This window comes from Bacillus sp. FSL L8-0199, assembly GCF_038005705.1.
Taxonomy (GTDB): Bacteria; Bacillota; Bacilli; order Bacillales; family Bacillaceae_G; genus Bacillus_A; species Bacillus_A cereus.
This window is the reverse complement of sequence record NZ_JBBOTS010000001.1, coordinates 1,458,701-1,477,849: the sequence shown is the minus strand read 5'-3', so window position 1 is coordinate 1,477,849 and position 19,149 is coordinate 1,458,701. Positions and strand designations below refer to the sequence as shown.

Below are 19,149 nucleotides of genomic sequence, written 5' to 3'. Positions count from 1 at the left end.
AAAATCTGATGAAACTTGACAATTTACAACAATGTATTAGATAATGACTGTTTATTTTTCTATTTTATAATCAAAAAAACAAAAAATCCCTCTACAGTGAGAGGGATTTTTTCTTATAGTATAATCGCAATTAATCCGCCAGATCCTTCATTAATAATTCTTTCTAGCGTTTCTTTTAATTTATATCTAGCATTTTCTGGCATTAAAGATAATTTCGCCTGAATTCCTTCTCGAACAATCGAGCTAAGTGAACGTCCAAATATATCAGAATTCCAAATTGATAACGGGTCATCTTCAAAATCTTGCATTAAATAACGAACTAATTCTTCACTTTGCTTTTCAGTACCAATAATCGGCTCAAACGTTGACTCTACATCTACTTTAATCATATGAATAGATGGCGCTACCGCTTTTAACTTCACACCAAACCTTGAACCGTGACGAATAATTTCTGGCTCATCTAAGCTCATATCCGCTAATGCAGGCGCTGCTACACCATATCCTGTTTGCTTAACCATACGCAGTGCATCCGCCACTTGATCGTACTCTATTTTCGCATGAGATAAATCGAGCATAAGCTTTAATAAATGATCTTTCCCTCGAATTTCTACTCCTACTACTTCTTTTAAAATCTGATCATATAATTCATCTGGCGCATATAAATCAATCTCCGCCACACCTTGCCCCATATCAATGCCAGCTAGGCTCGCTCGATCAATAAATTCATATTGACTAAACTGCCAAACAACGCGATCCACATCACGAAGACGTTTTATATCCTTCACAGTTTCTTGAACTGCTTCTTGATAACTTTGACGCAACCAATGCCCTTCATTTAGCACCATTACCCAGCTCGGAAGGTTCACATTCACTTCTAATACAGGGAATTCAAATAGCGCTTCACGAAGTACATTATATACATCTGTTTCTCTTAAACTCTCCACACTCATTGCAATAACCGGGATATCATATTCTTCTGATAAACTTTGGCGTAATTGCTCTGTATCTGGATGATACGGCTGTACCGTATTAATTATCATAATGAAAGGTTTTCCTACTTCTTTCAACTCATTTACAACGCGTTCTTCTGCCTCTATATAATCTCTTCTTGGAATTTCACCAATTGTTCCATCTGTTGTAATTACAACACCAATTGTTGAATGTTCTTGAATTACTTTACGCGTGCCGATTTCTGCAGCTTCATGGAATGGAATAGGTTCTTCATACCAAGGGGTATTAATCATGCGCGGGCCATTCTCATCTTCATAGCCCTTCGCTCCAGGAACCGTATATCCAACACAATCTACTAATCGAATATTCACTTCAAGTCCTTCATCTACTTCGATAGAAACCGCTTGGTTTGGAACAAACTTCGGTTCCGTCGTCATAATTGTACGACCAGCAGCACTTTGAGGCAATTCATCCTGCGCTCTTTGACGGTCAGACTCATTCTCAATATTTGGAATAACTACAAGTTCCATAAATTTTTTAATGAATGTTGATTTCCCTGTTCGAACAGCTCCTACAACTCCAAAATAAATATCACCGCCTGTTCGTTCTGCAATATCTTTAAAAATATCTACCTTTTCCAAGTGATTCCCTCCCTCAAAATTTTTGGGAATAATTCCGCGTTTATAGTCAACTAATACCTTCTCTAACGTTGCCTATAATATCTGATATAATATAATGGTATTCTAGAAGTTCGGACAATATATCATATAATTTTGTCCAATTTCATATGACTATTAAAAAATATCTTTTGTTTGCATCGTAAGTTGTATAACATAAAAAACCTTTCTTCTAGAACTTATTCACTAAAAGAAAGGTTCATGACTTATCATTTTAAAAAAATTGGTTCTCCGTCCTTTACTGTGTACGGTAAAGAATAAGCTGGTACAAACGGGGAACCTTTCGAAAGTATATTTCGAATATCTTCTCCCTCCGCAAACTGCCCTTCATTTCTTTTCAAAGCGTCATATAAGTCGATTCTATAATCAACAAAAACTTCTCCTTTTTCATTAATTACAAAAGGAAGTCCTTTACCAGAATATGGACTTGTCACTTGTGGCACATCTTTATATCCTAGTTTTTTGAAATCCAATTCATATACACCATCTGAAATTACTTTTTTAAAAGGTGGATATTGATGTTCATCACGATACATCCTAAGCTTTAAAGATAGTTCCTGAATTTGTTCAGCTATCCTAACATCAATTAACTTTACTGTTGGATTTGTTTCAACGTCTATTAATACGTATTGGTATACTCCTCCACTTTCATACGCATTCCCTGGCGCTTCTTGTATGTAACGCGGGGCAATCTGTTGAAAATCGATTGGATACTTTTGATAAATAGGTGTACTCATATCCCTCGTCTTAATTGGCAATATCCCATCATTTTGCTCCTTAAATGTCACAACAGCTTTTTGAACAACCTGTAGCTGATCTTCATAAGGAACCGCATTTTGCTTCATATTTTCTTTCGGATACAGACACCCCGTTAAAAGGCTCATACAACAAAATATTAAAATAATATGGAATTTTTTCACTACCATCACCTTTTCATACTAATCTAACTTGCTCCGTATGTAATATTTTCGAGACCATTCCATTTACTGCTGTACAGGTCCACTAAATACAACAAGAAAAATAACAATTCCTGACACAATCATAAGGGTGTACGCTACTAACGCTGTAATCCCTTTCAAAAATTTATTCTTTATTTTATGTCTACTTAATAAAATAAAACTTACTGCAAAAAACATAAATCCAATTGCCCCTAAAGCTAACCACATTTTCATAAGCCCTTCTGACATATACACACCCCTTTTTATTAATCTATTTTTATACTATTTTAACAAATTAAAATCTTTAAACAAATACAAAAAGAACTTTTTACTACAAATTGCGAATATGTAACTTTAATCAATAGGTTTTCCAGCATTCCTCACCAATCTAGACAAAAATAAAACCGAAGCGATTGTATCTCTCGCTTCGGTTGACCAAATATGCCCAAAAACAGCTCTATTCCCATTCTTTCATGGCTATCATATGCAATCTACAAACTCTTTGTTTCTCATAATTTATTTTTTAAACATTTTGCTTAACGAGCCAAAATCTGTTGGCATATTATTATTAATAATCGCTTTTACAATTTGATCCTCTTGCTCTTTCGGCACTTCACGTCCCGCCATAAGAGCCACTTGATGAATTAATTGACGAAGTACAGTTTCATCACGTAAATTCGCATTTTGCACGGATGATGCTAATTTAAAAATATCCTCTTTATTTACTTTCGCTTCCTTCTCAATATTATTAAAAATGTTATTATCCATTCTTTTCACCCTCTCCTCAAGTTACTCTTCATCCTATGCAAAAATGAAAAAATGGTGAAAAGACCCAAAAAATAAAAAAAGCGATAGAAGTACAAATGTACTTCTGTCGCTTTTCTTTACAGTAAATCAGGTATAGCTTCCACTTCATGTTTTCGAACACGCCCCATCAATGAGCCTACCGCATCTTTTACGTTATTCCCATTGAACAGCACGTCATATAAAGCAGCTGTAATCGGCATTTCAACTTCCATTTTCTCTGCCAATTCATGAGCAGCTTTCGTTGTTCTTACACCTTCCACAACCATACCCATACTTTCTAACACTTCTTCTAAAGAGTGTCCTTTTCCAAGCATATTTCCAGCGCGCCAATTTCGGCTATGAACACTTGTACACGTTACAATTAAGTCTCCCATACCAGTTAGACCAGCAAACGTTAACGGATTCCCGCCCATTTTTCTTCCTAAACGAGCAATCTCTGTTAAACCACGTGTCATCAATGCCGCCTTTGCATTATCACCTAATCCAAGACCATCAGTTATACCAGCAGCTAATGCGATAATATTTTTTAACGCACCACCAAGTTCAACTCCAACGATATCTGGATTTGTGTATACACGGAAATAACTATTCATAAATAAATCTTGTACTTCCTCAGCCGCTTCCATACGCTTTGCTGCAGACGTAACTGTTGTCGCTTGTCGTAAACCGACTTCTTCAGCATGACTCGGTCCAGACAGTACAACAACATCTTTAATTAAATGCTCTGGAATTTCTTCCTCAATCACTTCCGAAATACGTTTTGACGTACCAGGTTCAATTCCTTTGCTCGCATGAATCCAAGTAATTGGTTCAGTAACAATTTCTTTCATCTCTTGTAATACATCTCTGTACGCTTTCGTTGGTACTACTAGCAGTACTGTATTTACATCTACTAATGCTTCTTCTAAAGAAGAGTAGGCTACGATTGTGCTTGGCAATGTAATGCCTGGGAGATATCGACTATTCTCATGTTTCGTATTAATTTCATCCATAAGTTCTGGGCGATTTCCCCAAATACGTACATCATGTCCATTGTCAGCTAATACCATCGCTAACGCTGTTCCCCAGCTACCTGCTCCTACTACTGTGATTTTTGTCATAAAATCACATCCTCTCCATTAGTCTCTTGCTCTAGCGATAATGTGAATCGGTGTTCCTACGAAGCCAAATGATTCACGTAAGCGATTCTTTAAGAAACGCTCATATGAGAAGTGCAATAATTCTGGATCGTTTACAAACACAACAAATGTCGGTGGTTTTACCGCAACTTGTGTTGCATAGAAAATTTTCAGACGGCTACCATTATGAGTTGGCGTCGGATTCATCGCTACCGCATCCATAATTACATCGTTTAATACGTTCGTTTGAATACGGATACTATGACTTTCATTTACCTCATCGATAACCGGTATTAATGTTTGTGTACGTTTTCTTGTTTTTGCAGATAAGAAAACAATTGGTGCGTATTCTAAGAATTGGAAATGAGCACGGATATTTTCTTCAAATGCTTTCATTGTTTTCTCGTCTTTTTTCACTGCATCCCATTTATTTACAACGATAACAACAGCTCGCCCTGAATCATGAGCATATCCAGCGATTTTTTTATCTTGCTCAATAATTCCTTCTTCACCATCTAAAACGACTAAAACAACGTCAGAACGTTCAATCGCTCTTAGCGCACGAAGTACACTATATTTTTCTGTACTTTCATACACTTTTCCTTTTTTACGCATACCAGCTGTATCAATAATTACATAATCTTTTCCATCTTTACTATATGGTGTATCGACAGCATCACGAGTTGTTCCTGCTACATTACTAACAATTACACGCTCTTGACCAAGAAGAGCATTTACAAGTGATGATTTCCCTACGTTTGGACGTCCAATTAAAGAGAAACGAATTGTGTCTTCATCATATCCGTCTTCTTCAATCTTTGGAAAATGTTGTGCAGCTTCGTCTAGTAAGTCACCTAATCCTAATCCGTGTGTACCTGAAATTGGGAATGGTTCGCCAAATCCTAATGCATAAAAGTCATAAATGTCACTGCGCATTTCCGGATTGTCCACTTTATTTACTGCAAGTACAACCGGTTTATTTGAACGATATAAAATTTTTGCAACTTCTTCATCAGCTGCTGTTACACCGTCACGACCGTTTGTCATAAAAATGATAACATCCGCTTCATCAATTGCTACTTCAGCTTGTTGACGAATTTGTGTCAAAAACGGCTCGTCTCCAATATCAATTCCGCCCGTATCAATAATGTTAAATTCATGATTTAACCATTCTCCAGCGCTATAAATACGATCGCGCGTTACACCTGGAATATCTTCTACGATTGAAACTCTTTCTCCAACAATTCTATTGAAAATAGTAGATTTCCCTACGTTCGGGCGACCTACTATCGCTATTACTGGTTTCGGCATATACTTTCATCCTTTCAACTTGCTTCTGTTTATTATGTAAAAAACCCTTCTTTGTGCAAGAAGGGATTTGCATTCCAGAATATTTCTCAACGTATCAAAACACCTCACATTATAACACACGTTGCTAATGTTTCACAATAATATATACATTCTCTTGTAAGCGATGTGCAATACCATCTAAAATTGCCTCTAAATTATTTGCAATAAATTCTAGTTCCTCTGTCGATTCGCAAACGAATAAAGGAGCACCACCTGCAAATTTTTCTGGAGTCGTTGTTATAACTGCCAGAATAACACTTTCTAACATCATCTCTTATCTCCCCTTCCTTTCGGGGCTTCCGATGACATATGGACAGCACTTTCTAACGTTGGTACATTTCCTATGACACCTATCGCTTTCTCTGCATCTTGATCTTGCGGCAGTACAAAAATCCCAACCCTGCCATCCTCTAAATCACGCTTTGCTAACGGTACAAGCGCTGGTGTACCAGAATCTCTATAAATCCCTAACGCTACTGAAACATCGTGTAAAATAGCTTGTCGTTGCCCTAAATTTGAGATTGTAACCATCGCATCAATTGATTTCGGCTTTAAAATAAAACCCATACCATATTTCATAATTTCTTCTTGTCTTGCTGGCAATCCAATATTCATAATGTAAATATTGTCAATATAAAGCCCTGCTCCTTCAAAACGAAGCGGAACGTGCTCAATTTCAACAAGATCATGCAGCCTTTTACCAGACATTAATTTTTTCGCGATAAAAAATGCGATTATAGCCATAATTACTCCTGCAATCCATGAACGGAATCCTATATACGCAAACGTCGTTGCAAACGACGTTAACATTGCCAAATAGTTGCGACTTTCAAAAACCAATGCAATTCCTTCAATGTATGTATTTCCACGCGGTACGAGCTCATACCCATCTAATTGTTGAAGCGTATTTCTTTCCATATTACGTACATCACGAAATTGTGTCGCTGCTAACGTAAGAAATGTAATGGCAGAAAAATCTTTTTTCAAAATAGACGGGATTGCAATCGCTCCTAAAGCAGCTGCAATTAACCCCATTGCAATATGAATAATTTTCCCATGCAGCCTCGTCGGATATTGCCGCGTATCCGTCCGAAGCATTAGCACCCTTGTAACTGTCCCCGCTATTACGCCGCATAAAATGGCTGGTGTATATTCAGTCATGTATTACCCTCGCCTTTCTTTTACGTGTTTTTCTCTTAAACCGTTCCATGTATACTGATGCTTTTGCACTCCAAAACAATACTGCCATGAATAATGTAGAAACGGCGACGATATCAAAAAATGCTAAACTACCGTAATCATATGGGAAATTCAATTTCCTAAAAATAAATGTCACTAGCAGCTCTCCTTGTAACATCCCTACATATAGAGAACATAATCGTAATATGCGATCCCCATGCAATAACACCGATGCATACACAAGAGCACTACTTAGCAGAAACACTCTATCCACCACAATCCAAATCGGATCATATATTTCTAACAGATGAAAACTTGTATATAACATTGCAATAATAAGTGCCGAAAGTAAGCTATATAATTTTTTCCAGACAGAATATAGCGTGATCCCTATAAAAGAAATAATACAAAGTAAAAGAGCATTTACTGATACCACGAATGAGGCAATCGTTACATGTAACGGAGAGCATATTATAAAAATCAGTATACAAGCGCCTAACTTCCACCGAATAAGGTCCTTTTTCATAAAAAAGGTTACAATGATCCACCCTATCCAAGCTACAAAATAAAAAGTACTTCCATCCATCAACTTCACCTCCTATGTTTTCCATTATGGGAACTTTTTATGAAAGTTAATCCACTTTATTTACGCATAGTTTTTTCTTATAACAGCAACACTTTTAACAAGGAGGTGTTATTCATTATGGGTAAAGATCGCCAAGAACGAAAACTACGAGAATCACGCCGCGTTGAATCCGATCGTGATCAATCACTACAATATCCAGGTGCAACTGGACTTGATACACCAGAACAGGCTCGAAAACAAAACCAGCACTAATTAATACAAAAAGACGGTTTCGATATTGTACGAAACCGTCTTTTACATAATCAGTTTAATGTTTTCTATTTATATTGAAATAATATTTTGCGCACCATATCCTCCCATTACTTCTTTTTACCTTCACCTATTCCCGTTAAAAATTAAGTTCTATCCAGTAATTCGACAACACACCATCTACATTTTTTAGTCCTTTTTCAATTGCAATTTTTACGAAATGATATTTTTATATAATACTAGTCCCATTCTCCACTTTATATTACGAAAAAGAATAGAACAAAAAAAATCAACCGAACGGTTGATTTTTTATCTCCTACTATAATGCGCAGTATCAATACCACGCTGCATTAACCAATGATATGTTTCACCCTTTACAACAAGAGGTACAGATTGCAACTCTTCTATCGTCTTCGCACCAAGAGCTGTCATTATAAATTTCAAATCTGTATGTAGAAGCTCAATTTCATCCACTAACTTCTCGATACCATCTTGCATTAAAATACGTAAAAAGTAACCAGCAAATGCAGTTGTATTCGCCCCTAATGCGATCGCTTTCGCTACGTCAAGCGCTGTTTGTATACCCCCAGATGCAATAAAAGAGAGGTTATTATTTGTAGAGGTTGCTTCAATAATCGAGGTTGCTGTTTGTATGCCCCAGTTATTAAAATAAGAAAGCATTCGCTGTCTTCTTTCATTTTCAACAGCAGCAAAATTTGTACCACCTTGCCCACCAATATCAATTGCTGTTACACCTACGTTCACTAACTGTTGCATTGTTTCCTTACTCATCCCAAATCCAACTTCTTTTACAATGATAGGAACTTTACTATTTAAAACAATTTTCTCAATACGCTGAAGTACTCCAGTAAAATCACGGTCTCCTTCTGGCATCGTTAACTCTTGTATGACATTTAAATGAATTTGTAATGCATTCGCTTCAATCATATCAACGGCGCGCTCTGCCTGCTCGATAGTTGCCTCACTACCTAAATTAGCAAAGAAAATACCATTTGGGTTTACCTTTCTAATCACCTTATAAGAAGCAGCTTCACTTTCATCTTTTAACGCCGCCATTTGCGAACCTACAGCCATAGCAAGGTTATGATGTTTCGCTACATATGCTAATTGCTCATTAATATGTAACGTTTTCTCTCCTCCACCACCAGTCATCGCATTGATAAAAATCGGCGAACTTAGTGAAAGTTCGCCGATTTTTGTTTCACATGTTATTGTGTCATAATTTGAATTTGGCAAGCTTTGATGCACAAAATCAATATCATGAAAGCCATGCATACGAGACTGACCAGTAGAAAGAGCGTATTCAATATGATCTAATTTACGTTTTGCCCTTACCACTTGTACCCCTCATTATTTCTTTAATTTTTTCAGTTGTTCACCAATAATATCACTTAATTGGAAAGTAGCAGAATCAGCATTTGGCTCATACTGACTATAATCTTCAGTTACATTATTTTCCTCAAGCGCTTCTTTTATACTTAAAGAAATACGTTTCTCTGCTACGTGAACTTCAAGTACTTTCACTTTTACTTCTTGTCCCATTTCCAATACTTCATTCGGATTTTTCACGTGACGATTTGCAATTTGAGATACGTGTACAAGTCCTTCAACGCCCGGTAAAACCTCAACGAATGCACCAAATGTAACAAGGCGTTTTACTACTCCCTCACGAATATCTCCAGCTTTTATTTCGCCAGCAACGTTTTCCCAAGGTCCTGGTTGAGCTGCTTTAATTGATAAAGAAATACGTTGTGTATCAGCATCAACAGATAACACCTTTACCTTAACCTTTTGACCTTGCTCTAACACTTCAGAAGGTTGCTCTACACGTTCATGTGAAATTTGTGAAATGTGAACTAAACCGTCCACTCCACCAACATTAACGAATGCGCCAAAGTCAGTTAATCGTTGTACTGTTCCTTCAACAACGTCCCCTTCTTTTAATGAAGAAATTGCTTCTTTTTTCTTAGAATCTAGTTCTAATTCTACTACCGCTTTATGCGAAAGGATTACACGATTTTTTTCACGGTCTAATTCAACAATTTTCACCGCTAATGTTTTACCTTTATAGTCAGTAAAGTCTTCTACATAATGTACTTCTACAAGTGAAGCTGGAATAAAACCGCGAACACCAAGGTCCACAACTAATCCGCCATTCACAATATCTTTTACAGTAACATCAAATACATGACCAGAAGTAAATTTCTCTTGTAGTTCTACCCATGCTTTTTCTGCATCAACAGCACGTTTAGATAAGACAAGATCATCTTCTTCTAATTTAATAATTTTTAACTCTAGTGTTTGATCTAATTCTACAACATCGCTTGCTTTTTCAATATGAACGTTAGCTAATTCACTAATTGGAATTACGCCATCTGTTTTGTATCCAACATTTACAAGCACTTGTTTCTCTTCAACCTTCGTTACAGAACCTGTAACAACGTCACCAACTTGTAATTCTTTTGAATCCATAACTTCTTCATTCATTTTCTCTACCATGGAAATACCTCCCTACAGAATTGACAAAGCATTTTTTATGTATATACGAAATGAAAACAAAGTTTTCATTTGCATGTTTAAGAATTTCTCATCACATACTCTTTTTCAATAACATTCACAAGAAAATATATTAAACCTATATAAATAGTATACAGCAAAACCAGCTTGAAAAAAGTATGTTTTGAAATATAATAGCGAATATATTCTGACAGTTTTATTCCTCTTTAACTAACTTCTTACAAATCAGCTCATTTGTCAAGGAAAGAGACTCACAATTCACGTATCCTTTACATTTCTATTTAAACAAAAAAAGAAAGAGGATTATCCCCTTTCTTTATTTCGCAAACACTCCAGAAACAATGCTCATAATTTTTTGGACAACTTCTTCAATTGATAAAGAAGTCGTATCTAATTCCAATGCATCATCAGCCTTTTTTAGTGGAGAAACTTCGCGTTCTGAATCTAATTTATCACGCTGAGCAATTTCTTCTTTTAGCTGCTCTAAATTAGAATCGAAACCTTTATTTAAATTTTCTAAATGCCTTCTTTCCGCTCTTTCTTCAACAGAAGCAAGCATAAAGATTTTCACTTCAGCATCCGGTAATACATGTGTACCAATATCACGGCCGTCCATTACAACGCCACCTTTTTTCGCTAACTCTTGCTGACGACGTACCATTTCTTCACGAACAAGGCGATGTTTCGCTACAATAGATACTCGATTCGTCACATCAGGTGTACGAATTACTTCAGAAACATCTTGTCCATTTAAAAATACAAGCTGTGTATTTTCTCCTTGCTGAAACTCAATATTTACATTCTTTACAACTTCCATTAACTGCTCTTCATTTTCAATGTCTACTTTTTGTTCAAGGGCTGCATATGTAAGCGTACGGTACATTGCGCCTGTATCAATATAAACATAAGAAAGTTCCTTCGCAACAACTTTTGCCACTGTACTTTTCCCTGCAGCTGCTGGACCATCTATAGCAATCGAAATTCGTTTATCCATTGTAACACCTCATTTTTTCACTTATAAAACAAAACGAAAAGCAGGTGTTCACCCTGCTTCTTCTCATTTGCTTCGCGTCATTAAATCCTCAATTATTGTAGCATAATCCTTCATAGAAGAAAATGAAAACTACCGATTCACCTGCAAGATTTCCACTTTGTTTTTTACCATAACACCCTCATAATAAACAATTTTAGATAAATATTTCACTGATGACTTATGTATAAATAACAATTGTACAACAGAAAGACAAATGAATTGTATTATTAATATACGAATAAAAATTCTCTCCATCTTTTTCACCGTAATTTCTCCCTCCTATACTATATTTGCACATTTCGTTTCGTAATTTTATACATCGTACATATAGCAGTTAATTTTATTGTCATTTTCGAGGCATACTTTTATACATTTCCATTGTCGAATTTACTCAAAACATGTTATGTTCTAAATGTATTTTTTTACTTGAAAGGGGTATAAGCATTGAAAAGAATCCTAGTTTTACACACAGGTGGAACAATTGCAATGGAGGAAGATAAAGAAACTGGGGTCGTACAACCAGGTAAAAAAAATCCTCTTTTAAAATTCATTCCTGATTTAGAAGGCGATGTTGATTTAATCGTTGAAGATGTGTTCCATCTACCATCTCCTCATATGACACCGAGCGAAATGTTACAATTACAAGTCATCATTGATGAAAGAGTAAAACAAGACAACATTCATGGCGTAGTTATTACGCATGGTACGGATACATTAGAAGAAACAGCTTATTTCTTAGATTTAACAGTACAAGCAACTATTCCGATCGTAGTGACAGGTGCAATGCGCTCTAGCAATGAGTTAGGTGCTGATGGTCTATATAACTTCTTATCAGCTGTAAAAGTTGCTAGTTGTGATGAAGCTGCAGAAAAAGGTGTTTTAGTCGTATTAAACGACGAAATTCATTGCGCTACAAATGTAACGAAAACACATACAAGTAATGTCGCAACATTCCAAAGTCCACAATACGGACCAATTGGAATGGTAACAAAACGCGGCGTTGTCTTCCATCACGCTTTAGTACATCGCGAATCATATACGATAAACAAAGTGTCTAAAAATGTAGTTGTTCTAAAAGCATATGCTGGCATGGATGATACATTATTAGCAGCAATCGAAAATCTTCCTGTAGACGGCATTGTTATCGAAGCTCTTGGACAAGGTAATCTCCCTCCAAGAACACTACCTAGCCTAGAAAGATTATTAAATAAAGGTATTCCTGTCGTATTAGTTTCTCGCTGTTTCAACGGTATCGTTCAAGACGTATATTCGTATGAAGGTGGCGGTAAACACTTAAAAGATATGGGCATTGTATTCACATACGGCTTAAATGCACAAAAAGCACGCATTAAATTACTTGTTGCATTAGAGAATACAAATTCCCATGAATCCCTTCAAAATATGTTTATGCACGAATAAAAAGGAGCTGTCGAGATTTTCCCGACAGCTCCTTTTTATTTTTCTCTTGATGCAATGGTTTGCGCAATCGCATCTCCATGAAATCTACCGTTCTCGATAAATATTTCATTTGCATTATTTCCAGCAGCAATGACACCTGCAATGAAAATATTTTCAGCATTCGTTTCCATTCTATCCTCTGTATAAATTGGACGTCCTGTTTCTTCATCAATCTGAACACCCATCTTCGTTAAGAAGCTATGATCAGGATGATAACCAGTCATCGCAAATACAAAATCGTTTTGGATTGTAAAAGCTTCACCATCAACTGTAAACGTTAATGTATGCTCAGCAATCTCTTTCACATGAGCTCCAAAATGCATTTGAATTGTACCGTTTCGTACTAACGCCTCAAATTCCGGCAAAATCCAAGGCTTTATGCTTGGTGAATACTCACTTCCACGATACAGTACCGTTACACGTGCACCAGATTTAACAAGTTCTAACGCGGCATCTACACTCGAGTTTTTCCCACCTATAACTACTACATCTCGATCAAAATAAGGATGCCCCTCTTTAAAATAGTGAGCTACTTTCTTCAATTCCTCACCTGGAACATTCATATAATTTGGATTATCATAATATCCAGTTGCTACAACAATATATTTCGCTATATACATTTCCTTACTTCCGTCACGCTTTGTCGTCTCAACCTGAAAAACTTCTCCATCTTTTTGAACTTTCTCCACTCGCTCAAAAGCATTTACACGTACAGATTTACGTTTTACTACTTCACGATAATACGCAAGCGCTTGATTTCGAACTGGCTTACGATTTTCTGTAATAAAAGCTACATCACCAATTTCTAATTTTTCACTAGAAGAGAAAAATGTTTGATGAGTTGGATAATTATAAATGGCATTTACAATGTTTCCTTTTTCAATTACTAACGGATTTATCCCTACCTTTTGCAACGAAATTGCAGCCGCTAATCCGCACGGACCGCCTCCGATTATAATAACTGTTTCTTTCTGCATACTCGTCCACTCCTAGTCTTCTACCAATGCACTATTTATAAAAACAAGAAAAAACCTACTTACAGCAGTAGGCACCTATCTTTATTGTATTCATTTTTCATATATTTGTCATCTAAACGAAACGTACATCCGATAGACATCTGCTAAAAACTGCTGAAATTTAATACCTTGTTTCCCTAATACATTCTCAGGATCAATCTTTCTAGCTGGATCAAGCGTTTTATGTGACACGATATCTTTTTTCGGATTTAAGCCAAAGTTTTGGCATAAATACGCATGATACCATGTAAAACGATTATACGCTTCCCAAAAGTTAACATCGCCACCATAACAAAGTTCCACTCCAATGGCCGCCTTATTTGCGTCATAGCCATATAAGTCATTATCCGTCGGCACACCATATCGAACATGATACGCAACTTCATTTATAGGAATAATCTCCAATATTGTTTTATCATCTATAAATGTATGCGCCGAAGCTTTCGGTTGTAATTCATTAAAGTAATCTCGATTCCCTATCGCATTGCTTCCAGGATTCCCTGTATCATGGCTTACGATAAATCTCACTTTAGTCAGAGGAATCCCCGGTCGTGAACTTCCATATCCAATATAATTGCGCTCTATAGGAAACATCGCCATTGCTACCAACTCCCGCTCTAGAAGATTACCTTACTTCCTTATATATGTATTCGGTAGCAATGTCCTTATCGCATATTTCTTACGCGAAGAGAAAATCGAAAATATTTGAAGTGAACACCATAAACAACAAGATACTTACAGCCACTCCATAAAAACCGTAAAACCAAACACAATCTTCTTTCGTATCTAAACCGAAAAATTTATTTACCGATTGTAATAATGTGCCACGCTTGCTTTGTTTGTTTCGTAATACTTCCACTCGCTCTACAACATCTGCTGGCATCATAAATCTTTGGTCTACTGTCATTTTCATCATTTATCTCTCCTTAAAATCATTTCCGTTTTGTTTATCTAAGGAGAGTATAGCACGTTTGTTCGTATAGAACAAGCGTTCTTTTTTTATTTTTATTTTATTTTTCAGCAAGCCAAGTAAAAATTGAGATTACAACGGCAATAATCGGCCCTACTACAACCACACCAAATATCAGAAACAGTAGCCCTTCCCCGAACATCCGAATGGTACTTATTTTTCGAGCTTTCATCGTTCTTGCGAGTTCTCCCTCTAACCTCTTAACCTTTTCTTCTAATTGTTCTACTCGCTCCAGCATTTTATTCTCCATATACAACACCTCATTTAATACTTCAACAAAAAAACGTGATTCCCTCGAAAGGAAATCACGTTTTCTCAAGATATAATATTTTATACCCAACCTCTGAAGCGGCTTGCTTCAGCCATTTTACGAACACCAACCATGTACGCCGCTAAGCGCATGTTCACTTTACGAACTTGTGCTGTTTCATAAATAGAATCAAATGATCTTACCATTACTTTTTCTAAACGTTGTTCTACTTCTTCTTCAGTCCAGTAGTAACCTTGGTTATTTTGTACCCACTCAAAGTAAGATACTGTTACACCACCAGCACTTGCTAACACGTCTGGAACAAGTAAAATTCCGCGATCTGTTAAAATTTTAGTCGCTTCTAATGTTGTTGGACCATTTGCAGCTTCAACAACGATTTTCGCTTTAATATCATTAGCATTTTCTTCTGTAATTTGGTTCTCAATTGCAGCTGGAACTAAAATATCGCAATCAAGTTCTAACAATTCTTTGTTTGAAATTGTATTGTTAAATAGCTTTGTTACTGTACCGAAGCTATCACGACGGTCTAATAAATAATCAATATCTAATCCATTTGGATCATGTAACGCGCCGTAAGCATCTGAGATTGCAATAACTTTCGCACCTGCATCATGCATAAATTTAGCTAAGAAGCTACCAGCATTACCGAATCCTTGAACAACAACGCGTGCACCCTTAATATCAATGCCACGTTTTTTCGCAGCTTCGCGAATACAAATTGTTACACCTTTCGCTGTTGCTGTTTCACGTCCATGTGATCCACCTAATACAAGCGGTTTACCTGTAATAAATCCTGGTGAATTAAATTCATCAATACGGCTATACTCATCCATCATCCATGCCATAATTTGAGAGTTTGTGAATACATCTGGAGCTGGAATATCTTTCGTCGGTCCTACGATTTGGCTAATTGCTCGTACATAACCGCGGCTTAATCTTTCTAACTCACGGAATGACATTTCACGTGGATCACAAATAATTCCACCCTTACCTCCACCATATGGTAAATCAACAATACCACATTTTAAACTCATCCAGATTGAAAGTGCTTTCACTTCATTTTCTGTTACATTCGGATGGAAGCGAATCCCACCTTTCGTTGGACCAACAGCATCATTATGTTGTGCACGATATCCTGTAAATATTTTAACAGTCCCGTCATCCATACGAACTGGTATTTTCACTGTCATCATACGAATTGGTTCTTTTAATAATTCATATACTTCGTTTGGATAACCCAATTTTTCTAACGCTTCACTAATAACAATTTGTGTTGAATTCAATAGTTCAAAATGTTGTTCCCTTTGTTGTTGTGTTTTTGTTTGAGTTCCCTTTTCGGCTACCATAGTAAGTAAACCCCCTGTAATTTCACTTGTTTAGTAAACCTTCATTGCCTAGTATACACCCTTAAATTTGGAATGCAATAGAAAACGCTAACAAATATATACAAACTATTTTCTGTTGCAAGCGTTTTCACTATTATTATAGTCCTTTTATTACTTTTAGAAAAGTAAAATACTTAAATATTTAAATGTTTTTTATTTTCATCAACCACACTCCTATAAAACTGCATATTTTATTTTCAAAAAGTATGTTCGAGTATTTACAATCATCCCTTCCCTTCTCCAAATAAAAACAAAACCTCAGCTATGTTGTATTAGCTGAGGTTTTGTTTTTTCACAAAGTAATTGTGTATTTGCTCTATCGCGTTAACATCCATTAATTCTTTACCGTACTCCATGATGCGATAAATGGTTGCTGTAGACGGATTACCGTATTCCGCTAAAATAGCTATAAAATCCGCCTTTAACAATTGAATTTGTTCCTCTTCTTCCACCCAAAGATAGAAGCGCTCATCCCACGTATATAGCTTTCCGCCAGTTACACCAAGGTTATATAAGCGATTCGACAGGTTAATTACGTCATCTAGCGTAGCAAACTCATATAATATATGCTCACTTTCATCTAGAGTCACTTGCATTTCAATAAACTCGTCACGGAACTCATCATCTGTATCCATTTCTTGATTTTCTTTCGTTACAATTACAACCATTCCTTGTGCTTGTAGAGAAAACACTTCAACTGCAATCGGACCATCTGCTTCAAACCCTAATTCCTTATTTGCTTCTTGCATCATATCACGAAATAATTGCTGTACTTTCGGTGCATTTCTCCATAAATCTTCTTTCGTTAATCCTCGTTCAGATAAATCATCAAATGTTAGAAAAATTTTTATCTTATTGTAATTTAATCGTTCCAGCCTCATCTCATACCCTCCCTACGTAACCAATGCATCTAATTTTTATTATATGAAATAGAAAATAGATGGTTCTTTTCGAACAACTATTCCGACATTTTTAACCATCCATCCCATTCTTCTTTCGTATCACCAATTAAGATTGTTTCAATGTCCAACTGGTTTAGAACGCCTAGCTTTCCGATAAATCCAACTGAAAGAGATTCCCTTTTTTCTTGTAATAAATTTATAAAGTTCATCGTCTTTTTCATTTCTTGTTCGTCAGCAAAAGATACAAATACATATTTCGGCTGTATTTCCTCTACCGCTGATAACATACCATCTTCAGCTAAGCTTGTCCTAATATATATCGCCTCATATCCTTTTAAGCGTAAATAAGTTGAAAAAATAAATCCTTTCAATGCATCCTTTTCTAACACAATAACTTTGTGTAAAGAGGAAAACATTGAGGCATTGTGATACACCATCCCTAGACGCGTTTGTAAAAATGATAGTGCATATTGAAATTGCACCATTGAAATCTCATTATTATTTTTTGACGTTAATAATTTGTCTGTCACTCGAAGAACAATACTGGCAACAACCTTCTCTGTTGAATATATACTAAAAGCTTCGTTTAATAATGCAGCAATTGTAATTTCATCAAATTTTAACAAAGCTTGTAGCAAATCGTCCACTAAAACAACTTCTTTATCGAAATGTATCTCTTTTTGAACTGTACTCTGCAAACGATTCTCTTCTAATAATTGAACTGCTTGTCCAATCATCATACCGGAAGAAACTTTTTCCATTAACCATTTTAAAATTTGAATATGCTCTTCTGTATATAAACGATGCCCAGCTTGATTCCGCTTTGGGGCAATAATTTGATATCGTCTTTCCCATGCACGAAGCGTACTCGGCTGAACTCCAATTATATTCGAAACGGCTTTTATATTGTATTTCCCATTAAGAGTTGGCATCATTTCCCTCCGCACAATGTAATGATGTGTGTTTGAGCAGGTGCTCGGAAACGAAGTGGTATCAATGTTGTTCCATACCCATTACTAACAAAGAGAATCGTATTTAAATGGTTATATACGCCACCTTTTAAATATTTTTTAGATGGGAATAATCGGATTTGCCCTCCATGCGTATGTCCACTTAAGACAAGTGAAATCTGTTCATTTCCAGACATTTTTTTTATTATATCAGGGTTGTGACTAACTAGGATACGAAAACCATCTTCTTTACAATCCGCCAATGCCAAATCTAGACGATCACGGTGCAATCCGACATCATCTATACCGAGCAAACAAATTTTCTCGCCTAATTCAGACTCAAATACCACTCTTGTATTATCTAAAACTTTTACGTTATTTTCTAATAATAACGCATCTAATTCATGATATTCTATCTCATAATCATTGTTTCCCCACACAAAATATACAGGAGCTATCTCTCTTAACTTTTGAATATTCGCAGAGATTTTTGATAAAGAGACACCTTTCTCCGCTAAATCTCCTCCGATAATTACGAGATCTACTTTTCCTTTTACTTGTTCAATTAACAAATTCGAAATGACTCTTCTATGAATATCAGAAATAAAAAACACATTTACTTTTTGAAAACTTTTCGGAAATTCTTTAAATACTAAAGTATGTTCCAACACCGTATTACGCATCGCTTCTTTATACATCACAAGAAGCAATAAAATCCCCATGCCTATGAGAGTACTGAATAATATAATCCATATCATATTTTTGACTCCC

Annotated in this window: 23 protein-coding genes; 2 read left to right on the top strand and 21 right to left on the bottom strand. The window is 36.0% G+C overall.

The window, feature by feature from the left end:
• Positions 1–113: 113 nt before the first annotated feature.
• From spoIVA to NST86_RS07705, 9 genes are all read right to left on the bottom strand, one after another.
• Positions 114–1,592: a stage IV sporulation protein A gene (gene spoIVA / locus NST86_RS07745; protein WP_000416519.1), complete on the bottom strand. Its 1,479-nt coding sequence runs from the start codon at positions 1,590–1,592 to the stop codon at positions 114–116.
• A gap of 245 nt (positions 1,593–1,837) precedes the next feature.
• Complete coding sequence (locus tag NST86_RS07740; protein ID WP_000713405.1) at positions 1,838–2,548, bottom strand: hypothetical protein; 711 nt, start codon at positions 2,546–2,548, stop codon at positions 1,838–1,840.
• Positions 2,549–2,611: 63 nt separating this feature from the next.
• Positions 2,612–2,815, bottom strand: coding sequence for a DUF2768 domain-containing protein (locus NST86_RS07735; RefSeq protein ID WP_001289004.1), 204 nt, complete (start codon positions 2,813–2,815; stop codon positions 2,612–2,614).
• 267 nt (positions 2,816–3,082) lie between these two features.
• Positions 3,083–3,334: a stage VI sporulation protein F gene (locus tag NST86_RS07730; protein ID WP_000369754.1), complete on the bottom strand. Its 252-nt coding sequence runs from the start codon at positions 3,332–3,334 to the stop codon at positions 3,083–3,085.
• A 116-nt stretch (positions 3,335–3,450) separates the two neighbouring features.
• A complete protein-coding gene (locus NST86_RS07725; RefSeq protein ID WP_000161763.1) occupies positions 3,451–4,473 on the bottom strand; it encodes an NAD(P)H-dependent glycerol-3-phosphate dehydrogenase in 1,023 nt (340 codons plus the stop codon).
• Between the two features lie 18 nt (positions 4,474–4,491).
• Positions 4,492–5,802: a ribosome biogenesis GTPase Der gene (gene der / locus NST86_RS07720; protein ID WP_001125893.1), complete on the bottom strand. Its 1,311-nt coding sequence runs from the start codon at positions 5,800–5,802 to the stop codon at positions 4,492–4,494.
• A 124-nt stretch (positions 5,803–5,926) separates the two neighbouring features.
• Positions 5,927–6,112, bottom strand: a complete 186-nt coding sequence (locus NST86_RS07715) for a capping complex subunit for YIEGIA (protein WP_000979058.1) — start codon at positions 6,110–6,112, stop codon at positions 5,927–5,929.
• The gene (locus NST86_RS07710; RefSeq protein WP_000141596.1) at positions 6,109–7,002 is read right to left on the bottom strand and encodes a YIEGIA family protein; all 894 of its coding nucleotides are present in this window, start codon (positions 7,000–7,002) and stop codon (positions 6,109–6,111) included. Before NST86_RS07710 ends, NST86_RS07715 begins: the two co-directional genes overlap by 4 nt.
• Positions 6,995–7,606: a YphA family membrane protein gene (locus NST86_RS07705; protein WP_000349096.1), complete on the bottom strand. Its 612-nt coding sequence runs from the start codon at positions 7,604–7,606 to the stop codon at positions 6,995–6,997. The genes NST86_RS07710 and NST86_RS07705 overlap by 8 nt, the downstream gene beginning before the upstream one ends.
• A gap of 117 nt (positions 7,607–7,723) precedes the next feature.
• Here NST86_RS07705 and NST86_RS07700 point away from each other — a divergent pair, with 117 nt between their 5' ends.
• The gene (locus NST86_RS07700; RefSeq protein WP_000513900.1) at positions 7,724–7,858 is read left to right on the top strand and encodes a YpzI family protein; all 135 of its coding nucleotides are present in this window, start codon (positions 7,724–7,726) and stop codon (positions 7,856–7,858) included.
• Between the two features lie 306 nt (positions 7,859–8,164).
• Here the strand turns inward: NST86_RS07700 and NST86_RS07695 are convergent, their stop codons facing one another.
• The 4 genes from NST86_RS07695 to NST86_RS07680 form a co-directional block, all read right to left on the bottom strand.
• The gene (locus tag NST86_RS07695; RefSeq protein ID WP_227593362.1) at positions 8,165–9,214 is read right to left on the bottom strand and encodes a type 2 isopentenyl-diphosphate Delta-isomerase; all 1,050 of its coding nucleotides are present in this window, start codon (positions 9,212–9,214) and stop codon (positions 8,165–8,167) included.
• Between the two features lie 12 nt (positions 9,215–9,226).
• Entirely contained in the window at positions 9,227–10,375 is a 1,149-nt protein-coding gene (rpsA, locus tag NST86_RS07690) for a 30S ribosomal protein S1 (RefSeq protein WP_000229561.1), read from the bottom strand.
• Between the two features lie 334 nt (positions 10,376–10,709).
• Entirely contained in the window at positions 10,710–11,387 is a 678-nt protein-coding gene (gene cmk, locus NST86_RS07685; RefSeq protein ID WP_000361252.1) for a (d)CMP kinase, read from the bottom strand.
• Between the two features lie 129 nt (positions 11,388–11,516).
• A complete protein-coding gene (locus tag NST86_RS07680) occupies positions 11,517–11,690 on the bottom strand; it encodes a YpfB family protein (protein ID WP_000738057.1) in 174 nt (57 codons plus the stop codon).
• 180 nt (positions 11,691–11,870) lie between these two features.
• Between NST86_RS07680 and ansA the strand changes: the two genes are divergently transcribed.
• Positions 11,871–12,845, top strand: coding sequence for an asparaginase (gene ansA, locus NST86_RS07675; protein WP_086423864.1), 975 nt, complete (start codon positions 11,871–11,873; stop codon positions 12,843–12,845).
• Positions 12,846–12,880: 35 nt separating this feature from the next.
• Here the strand turns inward: ansA and NST86_RS07670 are convergent, their stop codons facing one another.
• From NST86_RS07670 to NST86_RS07635, 8 genes are all read right to left on the bottom strand, one after another.
• A complete protein-coding gene (locus NST86_RS07670; protein WP_001168515.1) occupies positions 12,881–13,861 on the bottom strand; it encodes a YpdA family putative bacillithiol disulfide reductase in 981 nt (326 codons plus the stop codon).
• A gap of 108 nt (positions 13,862–13,969) precedes the next feature.
• Positions 13,970–14,500 (bottom strand): peptidoglycan recognition protein family protein, encoded by a 531-nt coding sequence (locus NST86_RS07665; protein ID WP_001240655.1) that lies wholly within the window; start codon positions 14,498–14,500, stop codon positions 13,970–13,972.
• A gap of 79 nt (positions 14,501–14,579) precedes the next feature.
• Positions 14,580–14,816: a DUF3961 domain-containing protein gene (locus NST86_RS07660; RefSeq protein WP_001983018.1), complete on the bottom strand. Its 237-nt coding sequence runs from the start codon at positions 14,814–14,816 to the stop codon at positions 14,580–14,582.
• A gap of 94 nt (positions 14,817–14,910) precedes the next feature.
• Positions 14,911–15,120 (bottom strand): hypothetical protein, encoded by a 210-nt coding sequence (locus NST86_RS07655; protein ID WP_000428473.1) that lies wholly within the window; start codon positions 15,118–15,120, stop codon positions 14,911–14,913.
• A gap of 80 nt (positions 15,121–15,200) precedes the next feature.
• Entirely contained in the window at positions 15,201–16,487 is a 1,287-nt protein-coding gene (gudB, locus tag NST86_RS07650; protein WP_000225173.1) for an NAD-specific glutamate dehydrogenase, read from the bottom strand.
• Between the two features lie 311 nt (positions 16,488–16,798).
• Positions 16,799–17,407, bottom strand: coding sequence for a genetic competence negative regulator (locus tag NST86_RS07645; RefSeq protein WP_001235402.1), 609 nt, complete (start codon positions 17,405–17,407; stop codon positions 16,799–16,801).
• A 77-nt stretch (positions 17,408–17,484) separates the two neighbouring features.
• Positions 17,485–18,360, bottom strand: a complete 876-nt coding sequence (locus NST86_RS07640) for a MerR family transcriptional regulator (protein WP_001142651.1) — start codon at positions 18,358–18,360, stop codon at positions 17,485–17,487.
• Positions 18,360–19,136: a metallophosphoesterase gene (locus tag NST86_RS07635; RefSeq protein ID WP_000637796.1), complete on the bottom strand. Its 777-nt coding sequence runs from the start codon at positions 19,134–19,136 to the stop codon at positions 18,360–18,362. The genes NST86_RS07640 and NST86_RS07635 overlap by 1 nt, the downstream gene beginning before the upstream one ends.
• Positions 19,137–19,149: the final 13 nt, after the last annotated feature.

Excerpts from the sequence above, each read along its gene's own strand:
- NST86_RS07735 (WP_001289004.1), bottom strand. The coding sequence starts at position 2,815 with ATGTCAGAAGGGCTTATGAAAATGTGGTTAGCTTTAGGGGCAATTGGA.
- NST86_RS07730 (WP_000369754.1), bottom strand. The coding sequence starts at position 3,334 with ATGGATAATAACATTTTTAATAATATTGAGAAGGAAGCGAAAGTAAAT.
- NST86_RS07725 (WP_000161763.1), bottom strand. The coding sequence starts at position 4,473 with ATGACAAAAATCACAGTAGTAGGAGCAGGTAGCTGGGGAACAGCGTTA.
- der (WP_001125893.1), bottom strand. The coding sequence starts at position 5,802 with ATGCCGAAACCAGTAATAGCGATAGTAGGTCGCCCGAACGTAGGGAAA.
- NST86_RS07715 (WP_000979058.1), bottom strand. The coding sequence starts at position 6,112 with ATGATGTTAGAAAGTGTTATTCTGGCAGTTATAACAACGACTCCAGAA.
- NST86_RS07710 (WP_000141596.1), bottom strand. The coding sequence starts at position 7,002 with ATGACTGAATATACACCAGCCATTTTATGCGGCGTAATAGCGGGGACA.
- NST86_RS07705 (WP_000349096.1), bottom strand. The coding sequence starts at position 7,606 with ATGGATGGAAGTACTTTTTATTTTGTAGCTTGGATAGGGTGGATCATT.
- NST86_RS07700 (WP_000513900.1), top strand. The coding sequence starts at position 7,724 with ATGGGTAAAGATCGCCAAGAACGAAAACTACGAGAATCACGCCGCGTT.
- rpsA (WP_000229561.1), bottom strand. The coding sequence starts at position 10,375 with ATGGTAGAGAAAATGAATGAAGAAGTTATGGATTCAAAAGAATTACAA.
- cmk (WP_000361252.1), bottom strand. The coding sequence starts at position 11,387 with ATGGATAAACGAATTTCGATTGCTATAGATGGTCCAGCAGCTGCAGGG.
- NST86_RS07670 (WP_001168515.1), bottom strand. The coding sequence starts at position 13,861 with ATGCAGAAAGAAACAGTTATTATAATCGGAGGCGGTCCGTGCGGATTA.
- NST86_RS07665 (WP_001240655.1), bottom strand. The coding sequence starts at position 14,500 with ATGGCGATGTTTCCTATAGAGCGCAATTATATTGGATATGGAAGTTCA.
- NST86_RS07660 (WP_001983018.1), bottom strand. The coding sequence starts at position 14,816 with ATGATGAAAATGACAGTAGACCAAAGATTTATGATGCCAGCAGATGTT.
- NST86_RS07655 (WP_000428473.1), bottom strand. The coding sequence starts at position 15,120 with ATGGAGAATAAAATGCTGGAGCGAGTAGAACAATTAGAAGAAAAGGTT.
- gudB (WP_000225173.1), bottom strand. The coding sequence starts at position 16,487 with ATGGTAGCCGAAAAGGGAACTCAAACAAAAACACAACAACAAAGGGAA.
- NST86_RS07645 (WP_001235402.1), bottom strand. The coding sequence starts at position 17,407 with ATGAGGCTGGAACGATTAAATTACAATAAGATAAAAATTTTTCTAACA.
- NST86_RS07640 (WP_001142651.1), bottom strand. The coding sequence starts at position 18,360 with ATGCCAACTCTTAATGGGAAATACAATATAAAAGCCGTTTCGAATATA.
- NST86_RS07635 (WP_000637796.1), bottom strand. The coding sequence starts at position 19,136 with ATGATATGGATTATATTATTCAGTACTCTCATAGGCATGGGGATTTTA.